This is a genomic window from Pantoea sp. BL1 (genome assembly GCF_000963985.1).
Taxonomy (GTDB): Bacteria; Pseudomonadota; Gammaproteobacteria; order Enterobacterales; family Enterobacteriaceae; genus Pantoea; species Pantoea rwandensis_B.
The window spans coordinates 74,731-94,111 of sequence record NZ_JZRH01000061.1; the positions used below are offsets into that span (position 1 = coordinate 74,731).

The 19,381-nt window shown below is 54.7% G+C and carries 17 protein-coding genes; 2 read left to right on the forward strand and 15 right to left on the reverse strand.

All coding sequences use genetic code 11. The features are described from left to right. Positions 1 to 15: 15 nt before the first annotated feature. From astB to VH86_RS23090, 4 genes are read right to left on the reverse strand one after another with little or no spacing between them, the layout of a single operon-like run. The gene (astB, locus tag VH86_RS23075) at positions 16 to 1,344 is read right to left on the reverse strand and encodes an N-succinylarginine dihydrolase (RefSeq protein ID WP_045834229.1); all 1,329 of its coding nucleotides are present in this window, start codon (positions 1,342 to 1,344) and stop codon (positions 16 to 18) included. After that, positions 1,344 to 2,810, reverse strand: a complete 1,467-nt coding sequence (astD, locus tag VH86_RS23080; protein ID WP_045834230.1) for a succinylglutamate-semialdehyde dehydrogenase — start codon at positions 2,808 to 2,810, stop codon at positions 1,344 to 1,346. The genes astB and astD overlap by 1 nt, the downstream gene beginning before the upstream one ends. Beyond that, positions 2,807 to 3,838 carry an arginine N-succinyltransferase gene (astA, locus tag VH86_RS23085; protein WP_045834231.1) on the reverse strand — a complete coding sequence of 344 codons (1,032 nt, stop codon included), beginning with the start codon at positions 3,836 to 3,838 and terminating at the stop codon, positions 2,807 to 2,809. The genes astD and astA overlap by 4 nt, the downstream gene beginning before the upstream one ends. Continuing rightward, positions 3,835 to 5,055 (reverse strand): aspartate aminotransferase family protein, encoded by a 1,221-nt coding sequence (locus tag VH86_RS23090; RefSeq protein ID WP_045834232.1) that lies wholly within the window; start codon positions 5,053 to 5,055, stop codon positions 3,835 to 3,837. Before VH86_RS23090 ends, astA begins: the two co-directional genes overlap by 4 nt. 888 nt (positions 5,056 to 5,943) lie before the next feature. Here VH86_RS23090 and VH86_RS23095 point away from each other — a divergent pair. After that, the gene (locus tag VH86_RS23095) at positions 5,944 to 7,035 is read left to right on the forward strand and encodes a porin (RefSeq protein ID WP_038647379.1); all 1,092 of its coding nucleotides are present in this window, start codon (positions 5,944 to 5,946) and stop codon (positions 7,033 to 7,035) included. Positions 7,036 to 7,136: 101 nt separating this feature from the next. On the opposite strand, the gene VH86_RS23100 is transcribed toward VH86_RS23095, so the two are convergent. From VH86_RS23100 to VH86_RS23130, 7 genes are all read right to left on the reverse strand, one after another. Next, positions 7,137 to 8,573, reverse strand: coding sequence for a YchO/YchP family invasin (locus VH86_RS23100; RefSeq protein WP_082082882.1), 1,437 nt, complete (start codon positions 8,571 to 8,573; stop codon positions 7,137 to 7,139). A 630-nt stretch (positions 8,574 to 9,203) separates the two neighbouring features. Then, positions 9,204 to 10,001, reverse strand: a complete 798-nt coding sequence (locus VH86_RS23105; RefSeq protein WP_045834233.1) for an SDR family oxidoreductase — start codon at positions 9,999 to 10,001, stop codon at positions 9,204 to 9,206. A gap of 11 nt (positions 10,002 to 10,012) precedes the next feature. After that, entirely contained in the window at positions 10,013 to 11,080 is a 1,068-nt protein-coding gene (locus VH86_RS23110; RefSeq protein WP_045834234.1) for an ABC transporter permease, read from the reverse strand. Between the two features lie 19 nt (positions 11,081 to 11,099). Beyond that, complete coding sequence (locus tag VH86_RS23115; RefSeq protein WP_045813948.1) at positions 11,100 to 12,620, reverse strand: sugar ABC transporter ATP-binding protein; 1,521 nt, start codon at positions 12,618 to 12,620, stop codon at positions 11,100 to 11,102. A 9-nt stretch (positions 12,621 to 12,629) separates the two neighbouring features. Next, complete coding sequence (locus VH86_RS23120) at positions 12,630 to 13,241, reverse strand: DUF2291 family protein (protein ID WP_045834235.1); 612 nt, start codon at positions 13,239 to 13,241, stop codon at positions 12,630 to 12,632. A gap of 44 nt (positions 13,242 to 13,285) precedes the next feature. Continuing rightward, positions 13,286 to 14,221 carry a D-ribose ABC transporter substrate-binding protein gene (locus tag VH86_RS23125; RefSeq protein ID WP_038647397.1) on the reverse strand — a complete coding sequence of 312 codons (936 nt, stop codon included), beginning with the start codon at positions 14,219 to 14,221 and terminating at the stop codon, positions 13,286 to 13,288. A 65-nt stretch (positions 14,222 to 14,286) separates the two neighbouring features. Next, the gene (locus VH86_RS23130) at positions 14,287 to 15,084 is read right to left on the reverse strand and encodes a GolD/DthD family dehydrogenase (RefSeq protein WP_045834236.1); all 798 of its coding nucleotides are present in this window, start codon (positions 15,082 to 15,084) and stop codon (positions 14,287 to 14,289) included. Positions 15,085 to 15,460: 376 nt separating this feature from the next. Here VH86_RS23130 and VH86_RS23135 point away from each other — a divergent pair, with 376 nt between their 5' ends. Continuing rightward, the gene (locus VH86_RS23135) at positions 15,461 to 16,282 is read left to right on the forward strand and encodes a DeoR/GlpR family DNA-binding transcription regulator (protein ID WP_038647401.1); all 822 of its coding nucleotides are present in this window, start codon (positions 15,461 to 15,463) and stop codon (positions 16,280 to 16,282) included. Between the two features lie 44 nt (positions 16,283 to 16,326). Here VH86_RS23135 and cheZ read toward each other — a convergent pair whose 3' ends face one another. Genes cheZ through cheR form a run of 4 tightly spaced genes read right to left on the reverse strand, consistent with a single transcriptional unit; the run spans position 16,327 to position 19,328 of the window. Next, complete coding sequence (gene cheZ, locus VH86_RS23140; protein ID WP_038647403.1) at positions 16,327 to 16,968, reverse strand: protein phosphatase CheZ; 642 nt, start codon at positions 16,966 to 16,968, stop codon at positions 16,327 to 16,329. A gap of 9 nt (positions 16,969 to 16,977) precedes the next feature. Continuing rightward, positions 16,978 to 17,367, reverse strand: a complete 390-nt coding sequence (cheY, locus tag VH86_RS23145; protein WP_007892562.1) for a chemotaxis response regulator CheY — start codon at positions 17,365 to 17,367, stop codon at positions 16,978 to 16,980. A 39-nt stretch (positions 17,368 to 17,406) separates the two neighbouring features. Continuing rightward, positions 17,407 to 18,456, reverse strand: coding sequence for a chemotaxis response regulator protein-glutamate methylesterase (locus VH86_RS23150; RefSeq protein WP_038647406.1), 1,050 nt, complete (start codon positions 18,454 to 18,456; stop codon positions 17,407 to 17,409). Then, positions 18,453 to 19,328 carry a protein-glutamate O-methyltransferase CheR gene (cheR, locus tag VH86_RS23155; RefSeq protein WP_034821825.1) on the reverse strand — a complete coding sequence of 292 codons (876 nt, stop codon included), beginning with the start codon at positions 19,326 to 19,328 and terminating at the stop codon, positions 18,453 to 18,455. The genes VH86_RS23150 and cheR overlap by 4 nt, the downstream gene beginning before the upstream one ends. Positions 19,329 to 19,381: the final 53 nt, after the last annotated feature.

Here is a 19,381-nt window from a genome sequence, read left to right on the forward strand (position 1 = left end):
ACTTACCCTCTGAGGTTAACGCTGAAATGCGTAGACACTGCCTAAGTCTAGCAGCTGTGTCAGCTCATCCAGCGCGGTGCGTCCTTCACGCAGTAACTGTGGATCGGCCAAATCGGCTTGGGTCAGGCGATCGCGGTAGTGGCGATCGACCCAACTGTTCAGGGTGGTGAACAGGCGATCGTTCATCAGTACCGCTGGATTGAGGGCCTGACGCTCTGCTTCATTGAGCACCACGCGCAAACGCAGACAGGCTGGCCCACCGCCATTGCACATACTCTCACGCAGATCGAACACCGTGAGCTCACGAATCGGTCCGCCGCTCTCCACCAGCTCGCTCAAATAGCGCCACACGCCCGCATGCTGGCGTGACTCTTCAGGCAGTACCAGTCGCATCCCACCTTCAAGATGCTGCAACAGCTGGCTGTTAAACAGATAGGTATTCACCGCGTCGGCCACTGACACTTTATCGCGCGGCACCACAATCGGCTGGAAGCCGGGCACGCGCGCAGCCAGCTGTTGTAATAACGCCGGTTGATCGACAAACGCCTCTTCATGGCAGAACAGCACCTGCTGGTTGCTGACGGCGATGACATCGTTGTGGAATACGCCCTGATCGATCACCAGCGGGTTTTGCTGAGCAAACAGCGTGCGATCGTCGTCAAGCTGATGCAGGCGCGCCACCGCGGCACTGGCTTCCCGCGTCTGACGTGCCGGATAACGTGCTGGTGCAGCGCCCTGCTGTTGTCCATCACGACCATAAACAAACAGCTGAACACCCGCATCGCCATACTCCGCACCAAAGCGGTTATGGTTGGCGGCACCTTCATCGCCAAACAGCGCCACCTGCGGCAAAGCATCATGCACGCTGAAATGTTGCGGATCGCGGAAAATGGCGCGCAGCAAGTCGGCCGTTTCCGGCGCTTCGATGGCGCGGTGGAATTTATTGTTAAGGTTAGCCACGGTAAAGTGCACGCGCCCATCGGCACTGTCGGCTGAAGGCGAAACGGTGGCAGCATTCGCCACCCACATTGCCGAGGCAGAACTGGCCGCAGACAACAATTGCGGTGCCTGCCGGGCGGCTTTCTCCAGCACCTGTTCGTCAGTGCCAGCAAAACCCAACTGGCGCAGCAGCGGGATATTCGGCCGCTCATGCGGCGGAATCACCCCTTGCACATAGCCCATGTCCGCCAGCGCTTTCATTTTCAACAGGCCCTGTTTCGCCGCCAGACGTGGATTAGAAGGCTGCAGCTGATTACGCGTTGAGGCTTCATTACCAAATGAGAGCCCGGCGTAATGGTGCGTCAGGCCGACCAGACCGTCAAAATTGGCTTCAAACGCTTTCATTATTCAGCTCCTTCCGCGGAGAAATCCAGTCCCGGCGATAAGCTGCCCGGTAAGGCCAGGCTCGGGCTCTCCAAAGATGCCATCGGCCACGCGCAGTAATCTGCGGCATACCATGCACTGGCGCGATGATTACCGGACGCACCTACACCGCCAAACGGCGCTGAGCTGGCGGCACCGGTTAACGGTTTGTTCCAGTTAACAATCCCGGCACGCGCTTCCAGCAGCAGTTGGTCAAACTGCGCACGCTGTGGAGAAATCAAGCCGCAGGAGAGGCCATAGCGCGTCTGGTTGGCGAGGCGAATCGCCTGATCGTACTCATCGTAGCGAATGACCTGCAGCAGCGGACCAAACACCTCTTCGTCGGGCAGTTTCGCCACGTCCGTCATTTCAATGATACCGGGAGTGATAATGGCGCTGTCGCGATCCGGCCAGTGCATCGCCAGCAACACCTTGCCGCCCAGATCGATACGCTGCTGCCAGGCGGCGTAAATATGTCCGGCGGCGGCAGGTGAAATCACGCTGCCCATAAAGGGCTGCGGTTCAGCATTCCAGGCGGCAGGCTGCAGACGAGCGGTCACTTCCACCAAACGCTGCAGGAAGGCATCGCCTGCGGCTCCGCGTTTCACCAGCAGACGACGCGCACAGGTGCAGCGCTGCCCGGCTGTAATAAAGGCAGACTGAATCGCGATGTGCACTGCGCCATCAAGGTCTGAGGGGTCCTCGACGATCAGCGCATTGTTACCGCCCATCTCCAGCGCCAGCATTTTCTCAGGCTGACCGGCAAACTGGCGATGCAGGTGATAGCCTGTTGCGGCACTGCCGGTAAACAGCAAGCCATCGATTTGTGGCTCATGTGCCAGTGCCTGGCCGGTTTCGCGCGCGCCCTGCAATAGCGCGATCACACCCGCTGGCAGCCCCGCTTGCTCCCACAACTCAACGGTTTTTTCCGCCGTCAACGGCGTAAGCTCACTCGGTTTGAATACGACACAGTTGCCCGCCAGCAGCGCGGGAACGATATGTCCGTTCGGCAAATGGCCAGGAAAATTGTAGGGGCCAAACACCGCGAGTACGCCGTGCGGGCGATGGCGCAGCGAACTTTCACCCTCGGCCTGTTCTCCGGTACGCGTGTGGTAGGCTTTTACCGAGATGGCGATTTTATTGATCATCGCCTGCACTTCGGTCAGGGTTTCCCAACGCGGTTTTCCGGTTTCTTTGGCGATAGTTTCTGCCAGTGCAGTTTTGTGGCTCTCGAGTAATTTGGCGAAGGCTTCCACTATCGCCTGACGTTCCGCGAAAGGCTTGCGTGCCCAGGCGGGAAAGGCCGCGCGCGCCGCTTCGCAAGCCGCCGCCACCTGTGCACCGGTCGCTGCCCGTCCCTGCCATAACGTTTCACCGTTCACCGGGTTTTGTTTGGTTAACGCTTCAGCGCCGCCCGTCAGCCATTGACCATTAATGAAGTGCGTCATGCTTTTTTCTCCTCGCGGCACAGCGTGACCACACGCAATGCATCGCCATAATCGCAGCGCAACGCCGTGCGCTGATGCTCATTGATGCGGACTTTTCCGCTCGCCATATCGACGGGCAGCAGCGCCACGCGGAAATGCTGGTAATCACCGTTTGCGACCAGGCACAGCGGCCAGCTGTCATCGGCTTCCCCGGCTTCGGCCTGAAGCAGGTGACTTTTACGGATGGCGCGTATGCGATCAATTTCGCACTCCAGCGTTGGGCCGCCGTCAAAGATGTCGACGTAATTGAGATAACGGAACCCTTCCGCTTCCAGCACGGCGCGCGCGGGTGCCGTTTTCGGATGTACTTCGCCAATCACTTTCTGCGCCGCTTCACTGAGATAATGGATGTACAGCGGATGTTTTGGCATCAGCTCAGCAATAAAGGCTTTCTGCCCGGTGCCGCTGAGGAAATCGGCTTCACGAAACTCCATGGAGAAGAAACGGCTGCCGACGCTGTCCCAGAACGGGGAATGCCCGGCGTCATCACTGACACCGCGCATCTCAGCCACCACGTGCTTCATAAAGCGATCGCGGAAATTAGCCATAAACAGGAAGCGGGATTTCGACAGCAGATGGCCATTTTTGCCATCGCGATAATCGGGATCGAGGAACAGCGTGCACAGCTCGCTGCTGCCGGTATGATCGTTACTTAACGACAGCGTTGGCAAGCTGGCGTAGACGTTTAACTCTTTCGAGGCGTGTACCTGCGTGCCCACCCGGAAGTTATACCACGGGTCTTGCAGGCCCACGGCCACTTCAATGGCACAGATCCCAACAGCACGATTGTCTGCGCTATCGGCCAGTACAAACACATAGCCTTGTTCCGCACGCGAGAGCGCGCCCTGCCAGGTGAGCAGAGAACGCTCAATACGCGCTTTCAGTGTATCGCTATCGGCGGGCAGCGAGGTTAAGCCGCCCCCGGTTTTGCCCGCCAGCGACAGCAACTGCGCAAGGTCGTCACGTTCGACGGGGCGAATCACCATCATGATGCAGCTCCTTTGAGCACGCGAGCGCAGGCACGTTCAAAGCGCGCCAGTCCCTCTTTCACTTCCGCTTCACTGATATTCAGCGCGGGCGCGAAACGCACCACGTTAGCACCGGCAATCAGCACCATGACGCCCTCTTCCGCCGCCGCCAGGTTGAACTGCTTCGCTTTCCCGGCAAAATCTTCATTCAGCACGGCTCCAATCAACAGCCCAAGACCGCGAACTTCTTTAAAGATCGGCAGGCGCTGGTTCATCTCTTGTAATGCCGCGACAAACCACTGATGGCGCTCTGTGACACCCGCCATAAAATCGGGTTGGTTAATCAACTCCATCACTTTACCGGCGACGGCACCTGCCAGCGGGTTACCGCCGTAGGTGGTGCCGTGGGTGCCCACGCCCATCACCAGCGCCAGGTCTTCACGTGTCAGCATCGCGCCGATCGGGAAGCCACCGCCCAGTGCTTTGGCGGTGGTCAGCACGTCCGGCGTCACGCCATAGTGCATGTAGGCATACAGCGAACCGGTACGCCCCACGCCGCTCTGCACTTCATCGAATATCAGCGTCGCCTGATGTTTGTCGCACAATTCACGCAGGCCGCGCAGGAAAGCCGGATCGGCCGGTACAACACCGCCCTCACCCTGAATCGGTTCAACAATCACGGCACAGGTTTGGTCATTGATCAGTGCTGCGGCAGAGGCCAGATCGTTGAAGCTGGCATGTTCAATCGCCGGGGGTAGCGGCGCAAAATCACGTGAATAAGCCGGTTGACCACCCGCTGAAACAGTAAATAGCGTGCGTCCGTGGAAAGCATTATTGAAGGCCACGATGCCATTTTTCTCGGCGCCAAAACGATCGTGCGCGACTTTACGCGCCAGTTTCAGTGCTGCCTCATTAGCCTCTGCCCCGGAGTTACAGAAGAACACGCGATCGGCAAAGGTGGCGTCAATGAGCTGTTTAGCCAGGCGTAAAATAGGTTCGTTGGTATAGCCATTGCCGGTGTGCCATAGCTTACCGGCCTGCTCTGTCAGAGCCTGTTGCAAAGCGGGATGCGCATGTCCCAATGCATTAACCGCGATGCCACCTGCAAAGTCGAGGTAATCCTTACCTTGCTGATCCCAGAGCGTTGAGCCTTCAGCACGCACCGGTACAAAAGCTGCGGGGGCATATACCGGCATCATCCATTGATCAAAATCGTGACGTGAAACCTGCAGTGACATAGCCATTTCTCCTGCTCCAGCTAAGTGAAGCTATTGTTTTAAAATTGTTAAAATCCGTTGTGTCGCAGCACTACTGTAGAGTGCAGTAAGCGTGCCAGCTAGCGGAAAAAATGCATAAATGGGTTTGAGTAACGCAATATCAATGAGTTAGACTAGGTCACTATTCACATTAACTGCATAAAAAGTGAATACCAGTCTGATGGAGAGAGGAGAGCAGCTATTTATTTAGCAGATTTATGCATTCACAAAATGAAATAGCGCTTTTGTGATCGCACAGCAAATATTTCGCCAAAAAGTCGCGGCGTCCGCCCTGTTTTAGGGCAACTTGTGCATTTATGGTGCGCGGATGTGCAGGAAATGTGCATCCAAATCGGCAAGTAGAGGTGGCACTCACTCGCTCCTGTTTAACAATCTCTTTGCATATTTGGCTGCATTTTGAACAACGCCTTAATTAAACGTAAGTTAAACGACATTTAGTGACTAAGGTTATTATCAGTGCAGAAATAAAAAGACACAAAGAGATTAACCAGATAATTACCATGCTAATGATTAGGTGGTTTTCTATATTTGTTATTGAACAATAATGCATAGGCTTGTGCTATTTAACCATCATAGAAACAGGGTGATTTACTTTTCTTTAATTCTAAAAATATCAATATAAAACAATAATATATCTATTTTTATTGAGGCGATAGATATTGATTTTGGGATAAGTTTGTCCAATGTAAAATCCCATATAATGGAAGTTAAGATTAAAAATCACACAAAAAGCCAATCGGAAATATTTAGTTACATATATTGCACTGTTGATCTTGAACCTTTTGTGTCATTTTCTTTTCACCCCGATGACGGGGATACAATTAAAATATATCACAGGGTAAATTATAAATGATGAAGCGCTCCTTACTGGCAGCAGTGATGCCTTTACTGCTGGGACTTTCTTCGGCTCAGGCCGCCGAAATCTATAACAAAGATGGCAATAAACTGGACCTGACCGGCAAAATCAACGTTTCGCATCTGTTCTCTGATAACGACAGCGCAAACGGTGAAGTCTCTTCCTATACCCGTCTGGGCTTTAAAGGCGAAACCAAAATTAATGACCAACTGACCGGCTATGGTCAGTGGCAATACCAGTACAGCCTGAGCAACTCTGAAGGCAGCGATGCTAACTCAGGCAACAAAACCCGTCTGGGCTTTGCGGGTCTGAAAATTGCTCAGTTCGGTTCAATCGACTACGGCCGTAACTACGGTCTGGTGTACGACGTACTGGGCTACACCGATATGCTGCCGTACTTTGGTGGTGATTCAGGTTACACCGATGCGTTCTTGTCAGGCCGTTCTACCGGTGTGCTGACCTGGCGTAACAAAGATTTCTTCGGTCTGGTGAAAGGCTGGAACTTTGCCGCGCAGTATGAAGGCAAAAACGAGCGCTCTGACAGCGCAACTGCCAGCAACCTGGCGGTACGTCGTTCGAATGGTGACGGCTTTGCGTTGTCAACCTCCTATGATTTCGATTTCGGCCTGAGCATTGTTGGTGCTTATGCGAACCTCGATCGTGTCACTGCACAGAACACCGCAACCTACGGCCGTGGCGATAAAGCACAGAGCTGGGCAGCCGGTCTGAAATATGATGCCAACCAGATTTACCTGGCGACCATCTATGGCGAAACGCAGAATGCGACGCCTATCGGTAACAACGGTTTCGCTAACAAAGCGGTTAACTTTGAAGCCGTTGCACAGTATCAGTTCCTGAATGGCCTGCGTCCTTCACTGGGCTATGTGTCTTCTCGCGCGAAAGATGTCGAGAACAATGTGGGCGATACTGACCTGTTCAAATACGTTGCCGTTGGCGTGACTTACTACTTCAACAAGAACATGTCTGCTTACGCAGAATATAAAATCAACCTGTTGAAAGATAACAACGCGTTAAACATCAACACTGACGACGTAACTGCTGTTGGTCTGGTGTATCAGTTCTAATTGAGTATCCCTCATTGCATACCGGCTAGTGTCGGCTGGGTATGAGCAAAGGGCAGCGCAAGCTGCCCTTTTTTATTGTGCATTTGCCCGTCAATGAGCGATCACGGCGCCAGCAAATCGAAACGATTATCCTCTCCGGAATTGATGCTAAACGGTTCCTGTAATTGCAGCGTAATCCAGTTGGAGGTCACCCGGCTGCCCTTGCTGTCTTCCAGCGTCACAGACAGGCGATAGCTGTTGGTGGCGTCAGATGCACTGTTCCACGTGGGCATAATAATGCTCCATCCTTGCGGATCGTTAGGATTCGCACCCGGCGTTAAGCTCAGTGCCTGAGTGTCGCCCTGCCAGACCACTTTAGTGATCGGATTGGCATTACGGATTTGCAATTTCAGCGGCAGACTTTCACCGCCGTTTAATTGCCATGGCGGCGTAGCGAGGAACACGGATAAAGTTTTGCGCTGACGATATTCCACCACCGGCGTAGTGTTGCGGGTGACCATGTCGTAACGACTGCCACGCAGCGAACGCGCTTCTGCCACGTTATCGGCACTCAACTGCTGGCTCAGCGGCACGCCGAAACGGTAGTTAAGATGCAAACCCAGTTGGTCCTGACTCTCACCTTCATTACTGGTTTTGTGGCTGGCAGAGAGTGTGACCAACGGCACAGGTGTGTAGGAGACACCAAAGGTCAGCGCCGAAGGATTGTGATAGGTGTTGCCGCTACTAAACAGATCCACATCATTGCCCAGATACTGCTCCCAACTCACTGACATCCCAAGCTGGCGATAGAAAGGCAGATAGCCCTGGGTGGTGAAATCGTAGCCGCGTGCTAAACGCTGCTGCTGGAAAGGATCGCGATTTTGCCAACCCGACAGTGGCGTGTAGTAGTTAGCCGAGAAGCGCAGGTAATCGCCCCACGCTTCGGTGCCCACTGAAGCGCGCTGCAATCCGCTATTAAACATGCGATCGACAAAACCGTTGTAACCCAGCAGCCATTTACCCGCCGTCCAGCGTTGTCCCAAGCCGATATTGCCCACCAGCCCATCATCCGTTTGATGAAAGCCGACTTCACTAAAGGTCAGGTATTGGTAGCGATCGGCCCACGGCGTGAGTAGCGAAGCGCCACTGCCGGTGAAGTTACCGTCCATATCGACGTTAAAATCGATTTGCGCTTTACCATAAGGCGACAGCAGGGATTGGCCTTCATCCACCACGCGGTTCGCCACTTCATCGCGGAAATGGTTAAACGCCCAGATGCCCGCCTGATGACCAAAAGTGTTGTCGCTGGTGCTGTCCTGACTGGCTTCACCAATGCTCTTGGCGATGGTGGCCAGATTCTTGCTGAAGGCCGCATTTTCGTCTTCATAGCCGAGTGCGGGCAGGTCGCTGGCCATTTTCTGGAAACGTTCGGGATCGCTAAAGGGCGCATCAGCAACGTGCGTGTCAGTGACCAACGCCAAAGCCGGTGCAGTGAAAAGCAGCCCCGTTGCGGCAGGCAGCATGCGCAGTGATTTGAAAGCGGTAAAAACAGATGTCATAGCAAAAACAGGCTTTTATCCAGTTTAGAATTTGAGGTGGCTCACAAAACTGTACTGGAATACCCTAACACATTCTGCCGACTTTGCAGAAAAGGCTGGGCTGAATTAGGACATTGCCTGATTAGCAAAAGGCATCATTTTCTCTTGATCGCCACATCGCTCCGCATCGCGTAATGCTCGTCAGTTCAGCGACAGGTGATAACGCAGTCTGCCGCCGTATAGGCGCTGGCCTGCTCTGAAGCTTCAGTGATTATTGTGAAAAAGGGCACGGTAGTGGTGGCCTGAGCATCTCTACTGCTGCAAGGGCTATCCGCAGCGCTGAGGCTTTTACGTTGGGCCAGGAGCCAGTCGCATGGAGGCGACTGGCAGTTCGGGTTGGCCTGGATGGCCTTACCCGAACGGTCCGTCGGCACGACGTGGAAGCCGAAGGCACCGCGTCAGCGGCGCGAGGACAGCCCGGCAGCAGAAGAGGTGCTCGGGCCCGCACTCCAATATGCTAACCCACACGAAAAAAGCTGCCACTTTTAACAGCGGCAGCTTTTGCAAATAGGGCTTTAACTCACGAGCATTCCCCCCTCCCCCCCAGAGCGCCCTGCGTCAAGCCCCGCCAGGCGCTCACGGCTGCTGCGATTAGGAGAAAATCAGCCCGCCATCCACGTTGATGGTTTGACCGGTAATGTAGCGCGCATCATCCGACGCGAGAAACGCCACCAGACCGGCGACATCTTGCGGCTGTCCGGCGCGTTTCAACGGAATATTTTCCACCCATTCCGCCATCAACTCACCTTTGCCATATTGCTTTTTATCGCTGCTGAGGATTTCTCCCCACAAGCGATCGTTGTAATCCCACATCTCACTTTCGATGATGCCCGGACAAAAAGCATTGACGGTGATGTGCCATGGCGCCAGTTCCAGCGCCAGACTCTGAGTAATACCGATGACACCCATTTTGCTGGCCGCATAATGTGGCGTGTAGATAAAGCCCTGCCGCCCCTGTCCTGATGAGGTGTTGATCAGGCTGCCGCTGCCCTGCTTCACCATGTACTTCGCCGCCTCACGACAACACAGCCAGACGCCGGTGGTGTTCACTGCCAGAATTTTTTCGAAATCACTTTTCGGCATCGCGTCAAAGCGATCGATGGTGATCACGCCAGCGTTCTGAATCGAGACATCAATGGTGCCAAAGCGCTCATCGGCCTGCTGATAAAGTTGCTGCACTTCGGCTTCATTGGTCACATCCACCTGCAGCGCCAGAATCTCGCTGCCAAACTGCTCTTCCAGCGCCCGCGCCGTGGTGAATACCCGATCCGAGTTGGATACCATGACCAGCCTTGCACCATCGCGTGCAAATCGTGCGGCAATGCCCGCGCCAATCCCGCGGCATGCGCCGGTAATCACCACCGTTTTTCCACTAAAATCGCGTGTCATATTGCCTCCTGTTATCCATGCGTTGCTTCAGGCAGGGCGGCCGATTGCTGCTTTTTTTCATGTCTGCGCAGCAGCACCACCTTACTTTGTAATTTTTGCTGGAACTGGTCGATCACTACGGCGGTGACAATCACCAGCCCTTTAATCACCATTTGCCAGAAATCGCTGACGCCCATCATCACCATGCCATCGGCGAGGAACACGATAACAAAGGCACCGATGATCGAACCCGACACGCGCCCGCGCCCTCCTGCTAACGCAGTTCCGCCCAACACCGTCGCGCCGATGGCGTCCATCTCGAACATGTTGCCGGTCATCGGGTGCGCAGTTTGTAGCTGAGATGCCACGATCAATCCCACCAGCGCAGCGCATAAACCGGAGAAGGCATAAACAAACACTTTGACCTTGATGATCGGTACACCGGCCAGGCGTGCCGCAGACTCATTGCCGCCGGTGGCATAGATGTAACGCCCCAGCGGGGTTTTACGTGTCAGATAGAGGCCGAGCAGCAGGAAGCCGACCATCAACCAGATAGGGATGTAGACACCAAGCACACTGCCCGATCCCAAAAACGCGAAACCGGTATTGCCCAATGCTGGCATCCCCACCAGATTGGCGTAGGTGCTGCCATCGTTGAACAGCAGCGCGGCCCCGCGAGCCACATACATCATGCCGAGGGTGCAGATAAAGGGTGCCACGCCCAGACGCGTCACAACGGTGCCGTTGATCAACCCCAGCACAATGCCAAACAGCGCCACCACCAGAATCACTTCCGGCACGTTAAAGAACAGCGTGTTGCCGCCCCATAGCGGCACACCATTGGTGAGCAAAGCCCCCGCCACCATGCCGCAGATGCCCGCCACCGCACCGACCGACAGATCGATGCCACCGGTCAGGATCACCAGTGTCATACCAATGGCCAGCAGCCCGGTGATGGCCACATGCTGCGTCATGATCAGTAAGTTTGAGGTGGTCAGGAAATTAGGCACCATAAAGCTGAAAAAGCCGACCACGATCAGTAACGCGATAAAGGTTCGCGCTTTCAGCAAGTACATATAAAGCAGGTATTTCTGGTTCATTTATTGATCTCCTGCGGGCTCAATCATGCGGTGTTGAGGCGCTAATCAGCGCTTCTCGCGTTGCCGCGCTGCGCGGTAAGTCGGCGGTAATACGGCCATCGGCCATCACCAGAATGCGATCGGCCAGTGCCATCACCTCGTCCAGTTCAGAAGAGGAGAACATCACCGCCAGACCTTGCTGTGCGAGATTGCCAATCAGGTGGTACACGTCCGTTTTGGCCCCCACATCGATCCCGCGCGTGGGTTCATCCAGCAACACCACTTGAGGGCCCGTCATCAGCGCTTTTCCCAGCACCACTTTCTGCTGGTTGCCGCCGCTGAGTGAGGTAATCGGCAGTTCCGGATCGCTCACTTTGATGGCGAGATGACCAATCATTTCATCGACGCGACGCTGCTCTTTGTGGGGATTGAGTAAGCGCAGCGCACGGCGAAAACCGCGCAAGCTGAGATCGCTTAACGTCATGTTGGCAGTGATGGACATCAGCTGCACCACGCCTTCTGTTTGTCTATCTTCCGGTACCAGCGCAATGCCTTTCTTTAACCGCTGCTGGAAATTGCGTTTATCCAGCACTTCGCCATTCAGGCTGACGCTGCCAGACTGGCAGTGCATCATGCCAATCAGCCCTTTAAACAACTCCGTGCGTCCCGCGCCCAGCAAACCGTAAATGCCGATCACTTCACCCTTGCGCAGTGAAAACGACACATCATTGAGCTTGTAGCCGCCATTCTGATGCAGTGCCGTCAGGCCGTTGACGTGCAAAACAGTTTCGCCCTGAGCAGCGGGCTGATAGTCAAAGTGTTTTTTCTTATCGCCGACCATCTGTTCGATGATCCAGGGAACCGAAGCGTCACGCACTTCTCGCTCGCTGATAAAGCGACCGTCACGAAAAATGGTGATGTGATCGCCAATTTCCATCAGCTCTTCCAGCCGGTGTGAGATATAGATGATGGTCACGCCACGCCGCTTCAGCTGGTCAATGACGTTGAACAGCACTTTCACTTCAGACTGGCTCAGCGCACTGGTGGGTTCATCCATGATCAGCACACGCGTATCTTTGGACAACGCCCGGGCGATCTCGACCAGCTGCTGATGGCCGATGCCCAATTCCCCCAGCTGCGCATAAGGGTCAACATCCAGCTCCAGCCGCTCCAGCAATGATTTCGCCAGCGCATACTGATATTTTTCGTTGATCACGCCGCGCTGGAAAAACTCGTTGGCGATAAAGATGTTGTCCATCACATTCATGTTGGGGAACAGGTTGAGTTCCTGAAAGATGATGCTGATGCCGTGCTTTTCCGCCTGATGGGTGGAACTGAGCGACACCACTTGGCCGTCCAGCAGAATCTCACCAGAGGAAGGGGTTTCCACGCCTGCCAGCATTTTCATCATGGTGGATTTACCGGCACCGTTTTCGCCAATCAGCACGTTCACTTTGTTGCGATAGACGCGGTAATTCACCTGATCGAGTGCGGTCACGCCGGGGTAAATGCGTGACACATTACGGGTTTCGATGATCACGTCACTTTGAGGATTTTGCATACCCGCTCCTTACTGCCGCACAATGGCAGCAGGTGTGACATTCGGCACCTGTTCAGGCGTATCGAAGCTGCTAAACACGCCGGAAATTTGCACCTTATCGCCGACTTTGGGCTTAAAGGCGCTCATCATGTTGGCTGCCTGCTGATTAATAGCGCGGCTGTAGTCGCCAAACAGCACCTGATCGTTGAAGTCCTGATAGCTGGCCCCTTTATAGGCATCACGCAGCACCGTGCCAGGGAAAATCGGACCGACCTGCACCGTCACGTTATTGCCTGATACATCTTTCACCGTCATGCGGCCATTACGTGAAGTGGTATTCACCGCCGTAACTTCACCACTGACCTTGACACTGAAGACGCAGGGGTTCTCTTCCTGTGCGCGGTAGCCGTAGGTTTGACAGGCGCTGTCAAAATCTTTGGCGGACTTCAATGCATTCAGCAGTTCAGCCACTGGCTTCGCATCGTGCTGAATCTGCGGCACCAGTTTCTGCTGCCAGGTCTGAGCCATATTGGCCATTTGGGGATTGGGGGGATTTTTCAGGTCGGCCAGCTCCTGCTGCGACACAATGCGGCAACCGCTAAGGATCACGATAGGAAGCAGTAACCAGAGTCGTTTGTGCATCACATTCTCCTGGGCGCCTGCTGTGCAGGCGCACCGATTATTGATTACGACTTGTAGTTAAAGTCCTGCACACCTTTAGCATTGTCCGGGGTGATCAGAATGCCGCGGAACATCACGCGCTGCTTCTCTGGCTTCACCCCTTTCTGGATGAAGTTGTCGAGGTCGGTCACACCCTGCGCAGCAATAGCCTGTGCCTGCAACATCACGGTGGCTTTCAGATCGCCTTTTTCTACCGCATCACGCTCGTCGTTACTGCCGTCGATACCCACCACGGTGACATCGGTGCGGCCTGCGGCTTTAAGTGCCGCAATTGCACCCAGCGCCACAGGGCCGTTACCGCAGATCACGCCTTTCACATCAGGATGAGCCTGCAGGATGCTGTCCATGATGCGTTTGCCATCGATCAGGGTGCCTTTCGCATCCTGACGCGCGACAGATTTCATATCCGGATACTGATCCAGCACCTGGTGGAAGGATTTCGAGCGGGTGACGCAGTTGTTGTCAGCGAGGTTACAGGTCAATTCGGCATAGCTGCCCTTTTCACCCATTTTCTCCACAAACACGTTGGCCACATCAGAACCCGCCTGGAAGTTGTTGTGGGTGATCTGCGCCAGCGCCACATCGTCTACCGGAATCTCACGGTTGATCAGCACCACAGGAATACCCGCATCTTTGGCTTTTTTGATTGCCGCGACGCTGGCGGTGGAGTCGGCGTTATCCAGCACAATGCCCTGCACTTTTTTACCGATGGCAGCATCGATCAGCTCGCTCTGCTTCTTAACGTCTTCTCCGTGCGACAGCACGCTGGTTTTATAGCCCAGCTCTTGCGCTTTCAGGTTGGCGCCTTTGGCTTCGGAAGCGTAATAGGGGTTATCCAGTGAGTTCACCAGAATCATGATGGTGCCTTTGTCGGCAGCGAAACTGGATTGGGCGATCAGGCAACTGGCAATGGCAGTGAATAACAGGGTGCGTTTTTTCATGTTCGTGCTCTCTCATTGTTTTGTTGTTATTGCAGGGTTGAGGCCGTACTGGTGCTGGCGCGGCATTACCAGATGGTGAAGCCGCCATCGATCATTAAATCTGCGCCGGTGATCATGTCGCTGCCGTTGCTGGCGAAGAACAGCACGGCAGCGGCAATTTCATCGGTGTAAGCAAAACGCCCTAACGGGATCAGTTTTTTCATCTGTTCGCCTTTCTCACCGCGCCAGGCCTTTTCGCCCATCGGCGTCAGCACCACGGTGGGTGACAAGGTATTCACGTTGATACGGTGTGGTGCGAACTCTTTGGCCATGACTTTGGTCATACCGAGCAGACCCGCCTTGGCAGAGGTATAGGCCACGTGGTTATCAATGGCGATGGAAGCGGCTTGTGAAGCAATATTGATGATCTTGCCGCCCTTACCGGCGCGCACCATGCGTTTGCCCGCCGCTTGTGAGCAGAGAAAAGGACCCGTGAGATTAACGGCGATCTGCTTTTGCCACTCGGCAAAGTCGGTTTCCAGTACCGGCTGTAACATCACATAACCCGCGCAGTTCACCAGGATATCGATGTGCCCGTAATGCTTTTCGACGTGATCGAACGCCGCCTCCACCGAATCAGCATCGGTCACGTCACAGCACACCAGCAGCACGCGGTCAGCGGAGAATTGTTCCTGCACAGCTGCGACGCGGTCGCTTTCGAATGGAGGGTAAAGCAGGGCCAGTCGCGCACCTTTTTCTAACAGCATGGCGTTACTGGCCATGGCAATACCACCGAGGCCACCGGTTACCACCGCCACCTTGCCGGTGAGGTCCAGATCGGTATTCACGCCGTAGCGCAGGTTGACATCGTATTCCCCACTCATCCTTTCTCTCCTGTGTGCATGTTCAACGGCTCTGGTTATCTCTGGCCGGATAGGTTCGCAGTAACTTTGATTTTCGAACAAAAATATAAGCTATCGTTTCGCAATGGTTTGTGGGTGAGATCAAATTTCATACAAATGATTTAAACTATTTTTATCTCTCTGTATTTTAAGTAAATAACCAAATAACGCGTTTTTTGATATAGAAATAACGGCTGGCAGGTGTATGTGAAATCAATTGCATGGCTTTATATTATTTTCATTCGAAAATGCATCTTTGTGCGAGCCGCCTCGCAAATCCCTGGCACGCAGAGTAAAATCATCACGGGTTTTCTTATTGCCAAAATCAGACCGCGATTGGAAAGAGGGAGCATTTCGATTGAAAAGCAAAACTGAGCAGCTGGCTGACATGCAGCAGCGTCGTGAGAAGATCCTGGAGATGATCCGCGAGGACGGCACAGTCACGGTTAAAGCGCTTACCGATACCTTTGGCCTGACCGAGGCAACCATCCGCACCGATTTGCGTATGCTGCAAAAAGCCGGGCATGTGCAGCGTTATCACGGTGGTGCCACGCTGATGACCGGTAAGCAGAACACCGGCGCACTGCTGCTTGAGCGTCAAACTCACCTTGATGAGAAAGAAGCCATTGGCCGGCTGGCCGCGCAGTATGTGGAAAATGGGGATACGGTGATTTTCGATTCCGGCACCACGACCACCGCCATTGCCGAGGCGATTGGCCACATCCGTCGTTTATCGGTGATCACCACGGCGGTGAATATTGCGCTGAAGCTGGGGGGCGAACCGGGGATTAATATCCTGCTGACGGGCGGTACCTTCAAATTTCCTACACTCTCGACGTCCGGTGAAAAAGCGGCTTCTTTCTTCGAAAACGTGCTGGCCGAAAAACTGTTTCTCGCCACCGCCTGTATTTCGCCGCGCCTCGGGTTGAGCTTCCCCAGCGAGACGGATATCAAAGTGAAGATGGCGATGATCAACTCCGCCAGTACGGTGTTTGTGGTGGCAGACTCCAGCAAAATCGATAAGGTGTCGATGTTTGCCCTGCCCTGTGACTGGAGCAAAATCCATTATTTGATTACCGATCGCGGGATCACGTCGGCGCAGATTGCGGCGTTTGAAGCGTTAGGTGTACAGGTGTTGGTGGCAGGCATTGAAGAGGCAAAAAAACGCGCGGTGTTTTGAGCATTCATTCAGGGGCGGCCAAGTCGCCGCCCCCGCAATGCTGATTAGAAACCTAAGCTATCCAGCAAATCATCGACCTGATCCTGGTTCGCGACCACGCCTGGTGCATTGGCATGGATCTGCGGGCCATTCAACAGGCTGCTGGCGTCTTTGCGCGCGGCAGCGTTGGCTTCAGGCATATTCTCCAGCAGCACCATCAGCAACTGACGCTCGATCTCCTGGATCACATCCATCATGCGCTTGATCACCTGACCAGTCAGGTCCTGGAAATCCTGCGCCATCATGATCTCGAGCAGCTGCTTGTTGGTGTACGAGGTATGCGACGGCACATCACTGAGAAATTCGCGCGTATCCGAAACCAACTCGCGTGCATCCGCCAGCTCAATCGGGTTTTCAAACCACGCATCCCAACGGCCTTTCAGCTGGTTGGCGCTGGCTTCCATTTTGTCCTGGTGTGGCTGCGCGGCTTCAACGCAGTTTAGTGCGCGTTCTGCCGCTTGCGCCGTCATCTGCACCACGTAATCCAGACGGTCACGGGCGTCCGGAATCGCTTCCGCCGCTTCGGCAATCGCCTGGTCTAACCCCAATTCGCGCAGGCTGTCGCGCAACATGCGCGTCAGCGAGCCGATACGGGTAATAATGTCGTGTGCCGAGGCTTCTTCGGTTGGTTTCGGAAGGTCGCTCATCACATCTCCTTACATACCCAGTTTTTCGAAAATTTTACCCAGCTTTTCTTCCAGCGTGGCTGCGGTGAACGGCTTCACTACATAACCGCTGGCACCGGCCTGGGCGGCTGCAATGATGTTCTCTTTTTTCGCTTCGGCGGTGACCATCAGCACGGGCAGTTTGCTCAATGCTGCATCCGCACGAATGGTCTGCAGCAGTTCCAGACCGTCCATGTTGGGCATGTTCCAGTCGGATACCACGAAATCAAAACCACCCGCACGCAGTTTGGTCAGTGCATCAACACCGTCCTCTGCTTCTTCAACGTTGTTGAATCCCAGCTCTTTCAGCAGGTTGCGGACGATACGACGCATCGTATTGAAGTCATCCACCACCAAAAAGCGCATGTTTTTATCAGCCATATCTACTCCTGTGTTGTCTCGTCCGGCAGGACGGGCTCGTTAAATTCGCAATGCCTGTCCGGCGCTAATTTTTGCCAGCATGTGCTGACTGATGTGTCCTAAATCGACTACTTCACTGGCACCGCCCATCGCAATCGCTTCGCGCGGCATACCAAAGACGACGCAGCTGGCTTCATCCTGCGCGATGGTCCAGGCACCGGCACGATGCATTTCCAGCATCCCGGCGGCACCGTCGTTACCCATCCCGGTGAGGATGACACCCACGGCATTTCGTCCTGCGTGTGTCGCCACGGACCGGAACAGCACGTCAACCGACGGCTTATGGCGGTTCACTGGCGGTCCATCATTCAGTTTCACCACGTAGTTAGCGCCGCTACGGCCCAACTCCATGTGCATGGCACCCGGCGCGATATAGGCATGGCCGGGCAAAATACGTTCGCCATCTTCCGCTTCTTTCACGGTAATCTGGCACAGCTTGTTCAGGCGCTCGGCAAACGAGCGGGTAAAACCTGGCGGCATATGCTGAGTGATCAGCAGCGCCGGGCTGGTCGCGGGCAGCGGTTGCAGCACATGGCGAATCGCCTCCGTGCCGCCGGTAGAAGAACCAATCGCAATCAGCTTCTCACTACTGAGCAGCGGACCGGCTTTCAGCGTCACCGGGGCCAGCGTCGCAGGGCGCGCATGCAATTTCGCCCGGGCCGCTGCACGAATTTTATCGGCGATCATCTGGCTGTAAGCCAGCATCCCTTCGCGAATCCCCAACTGCGGCTTGGTAACGAAATCCACCGCGCCCAACTCCAGCGCGCGCAGCGTCACTTCCGATCCTTTACCGGTCAGCGATGACACCATCACCACCGGCATCGGACGCAGGCGCATCAGCTTCTCCAGGAAGTCGAGGCCATCCATACGCGGCATTTCGACGTCCAGCGTCAGCACCTGTGGGTTGTACTGCTTGATTAAATCCCGCGCCACCAACGGATCGGGCGCGGTGGCGACCATCTCCATATCGGCGTGGCTGTTGATGATCTCCGTCATCAACTGTCGCATTAGCGCGGAGTCATCCACGCACATCACGGTGATTTTGCTCATCGTCTTTCCTTGGTCAATCCATAGACTGTCTGTCCACGCAGCCAGAACTCTTTACTGATCTGGCTGAAGTTCTCTGAGTGTCCAGCGAACAGCACACCGCCGGGCTTCAGCAGGGGAACGAAACGGCGCAGAATTTTTTCCTGCGTCTCTTTATCGAAATAGATCATCACGTTGCGACAGAAAATTGCGTCGAACGGACCCGGCAACGCCCAGTCGTTGGCCAGTAAATTCAGCTGCGAATAGTTCACCATGCTGGCGAGATCGGAGCGTACGCGTACCATGCCTTCATGCGGGCCAGTGCCACGCAGGAAAAAGCGTTGCAGCTGCGATTGCGATAAGGTGCGCAACTCTTCCTGGCGATACACCCCCGCCACGGCTTTTTCCAATACCTGTGTATCAATATCGCTGGCGTGGACCTGGAATTTGCCCGGTCCGGTACCTAGCGTTTCGGCCAACGTCATGGCGATGGAGTACGGCTCTTCGCCGGTTGAGGCGGCGGTACTCCACACGCTGTAACTGCCACTGCGCTTACGCGCATGATCCGCGAGGATCGGGAAATGGTGCGCCTCGCGGAAAAATGAGGTCAGATTGGTGGTCAGTGCGTTAATAAACGCCTGCCACTCTGCACTGTTCTGGTCTTGCTCCAGCAACGCCAGATAGCGACCAAAATCATCAATGTTCAGCGTGCGCAAACGGCGCACTAAGCGGTTGTAAACCATCTCCCGCTTGTGATCGGCCAGCACAATGCCTGCGCGTTGATAGATCAGCTGGCTGATACGACGAAAGTGCGTATCTGAGAGCGGCAAACGTTGCACCATTTGCGAGAGCAGCGTGGTCGCTTCACTTTGATCCAATAACGTCGATTTCTTCATGTCAGGTCACCCGGCAACAAACTGATTAAATTGTGATACTGCGATTACTGCTG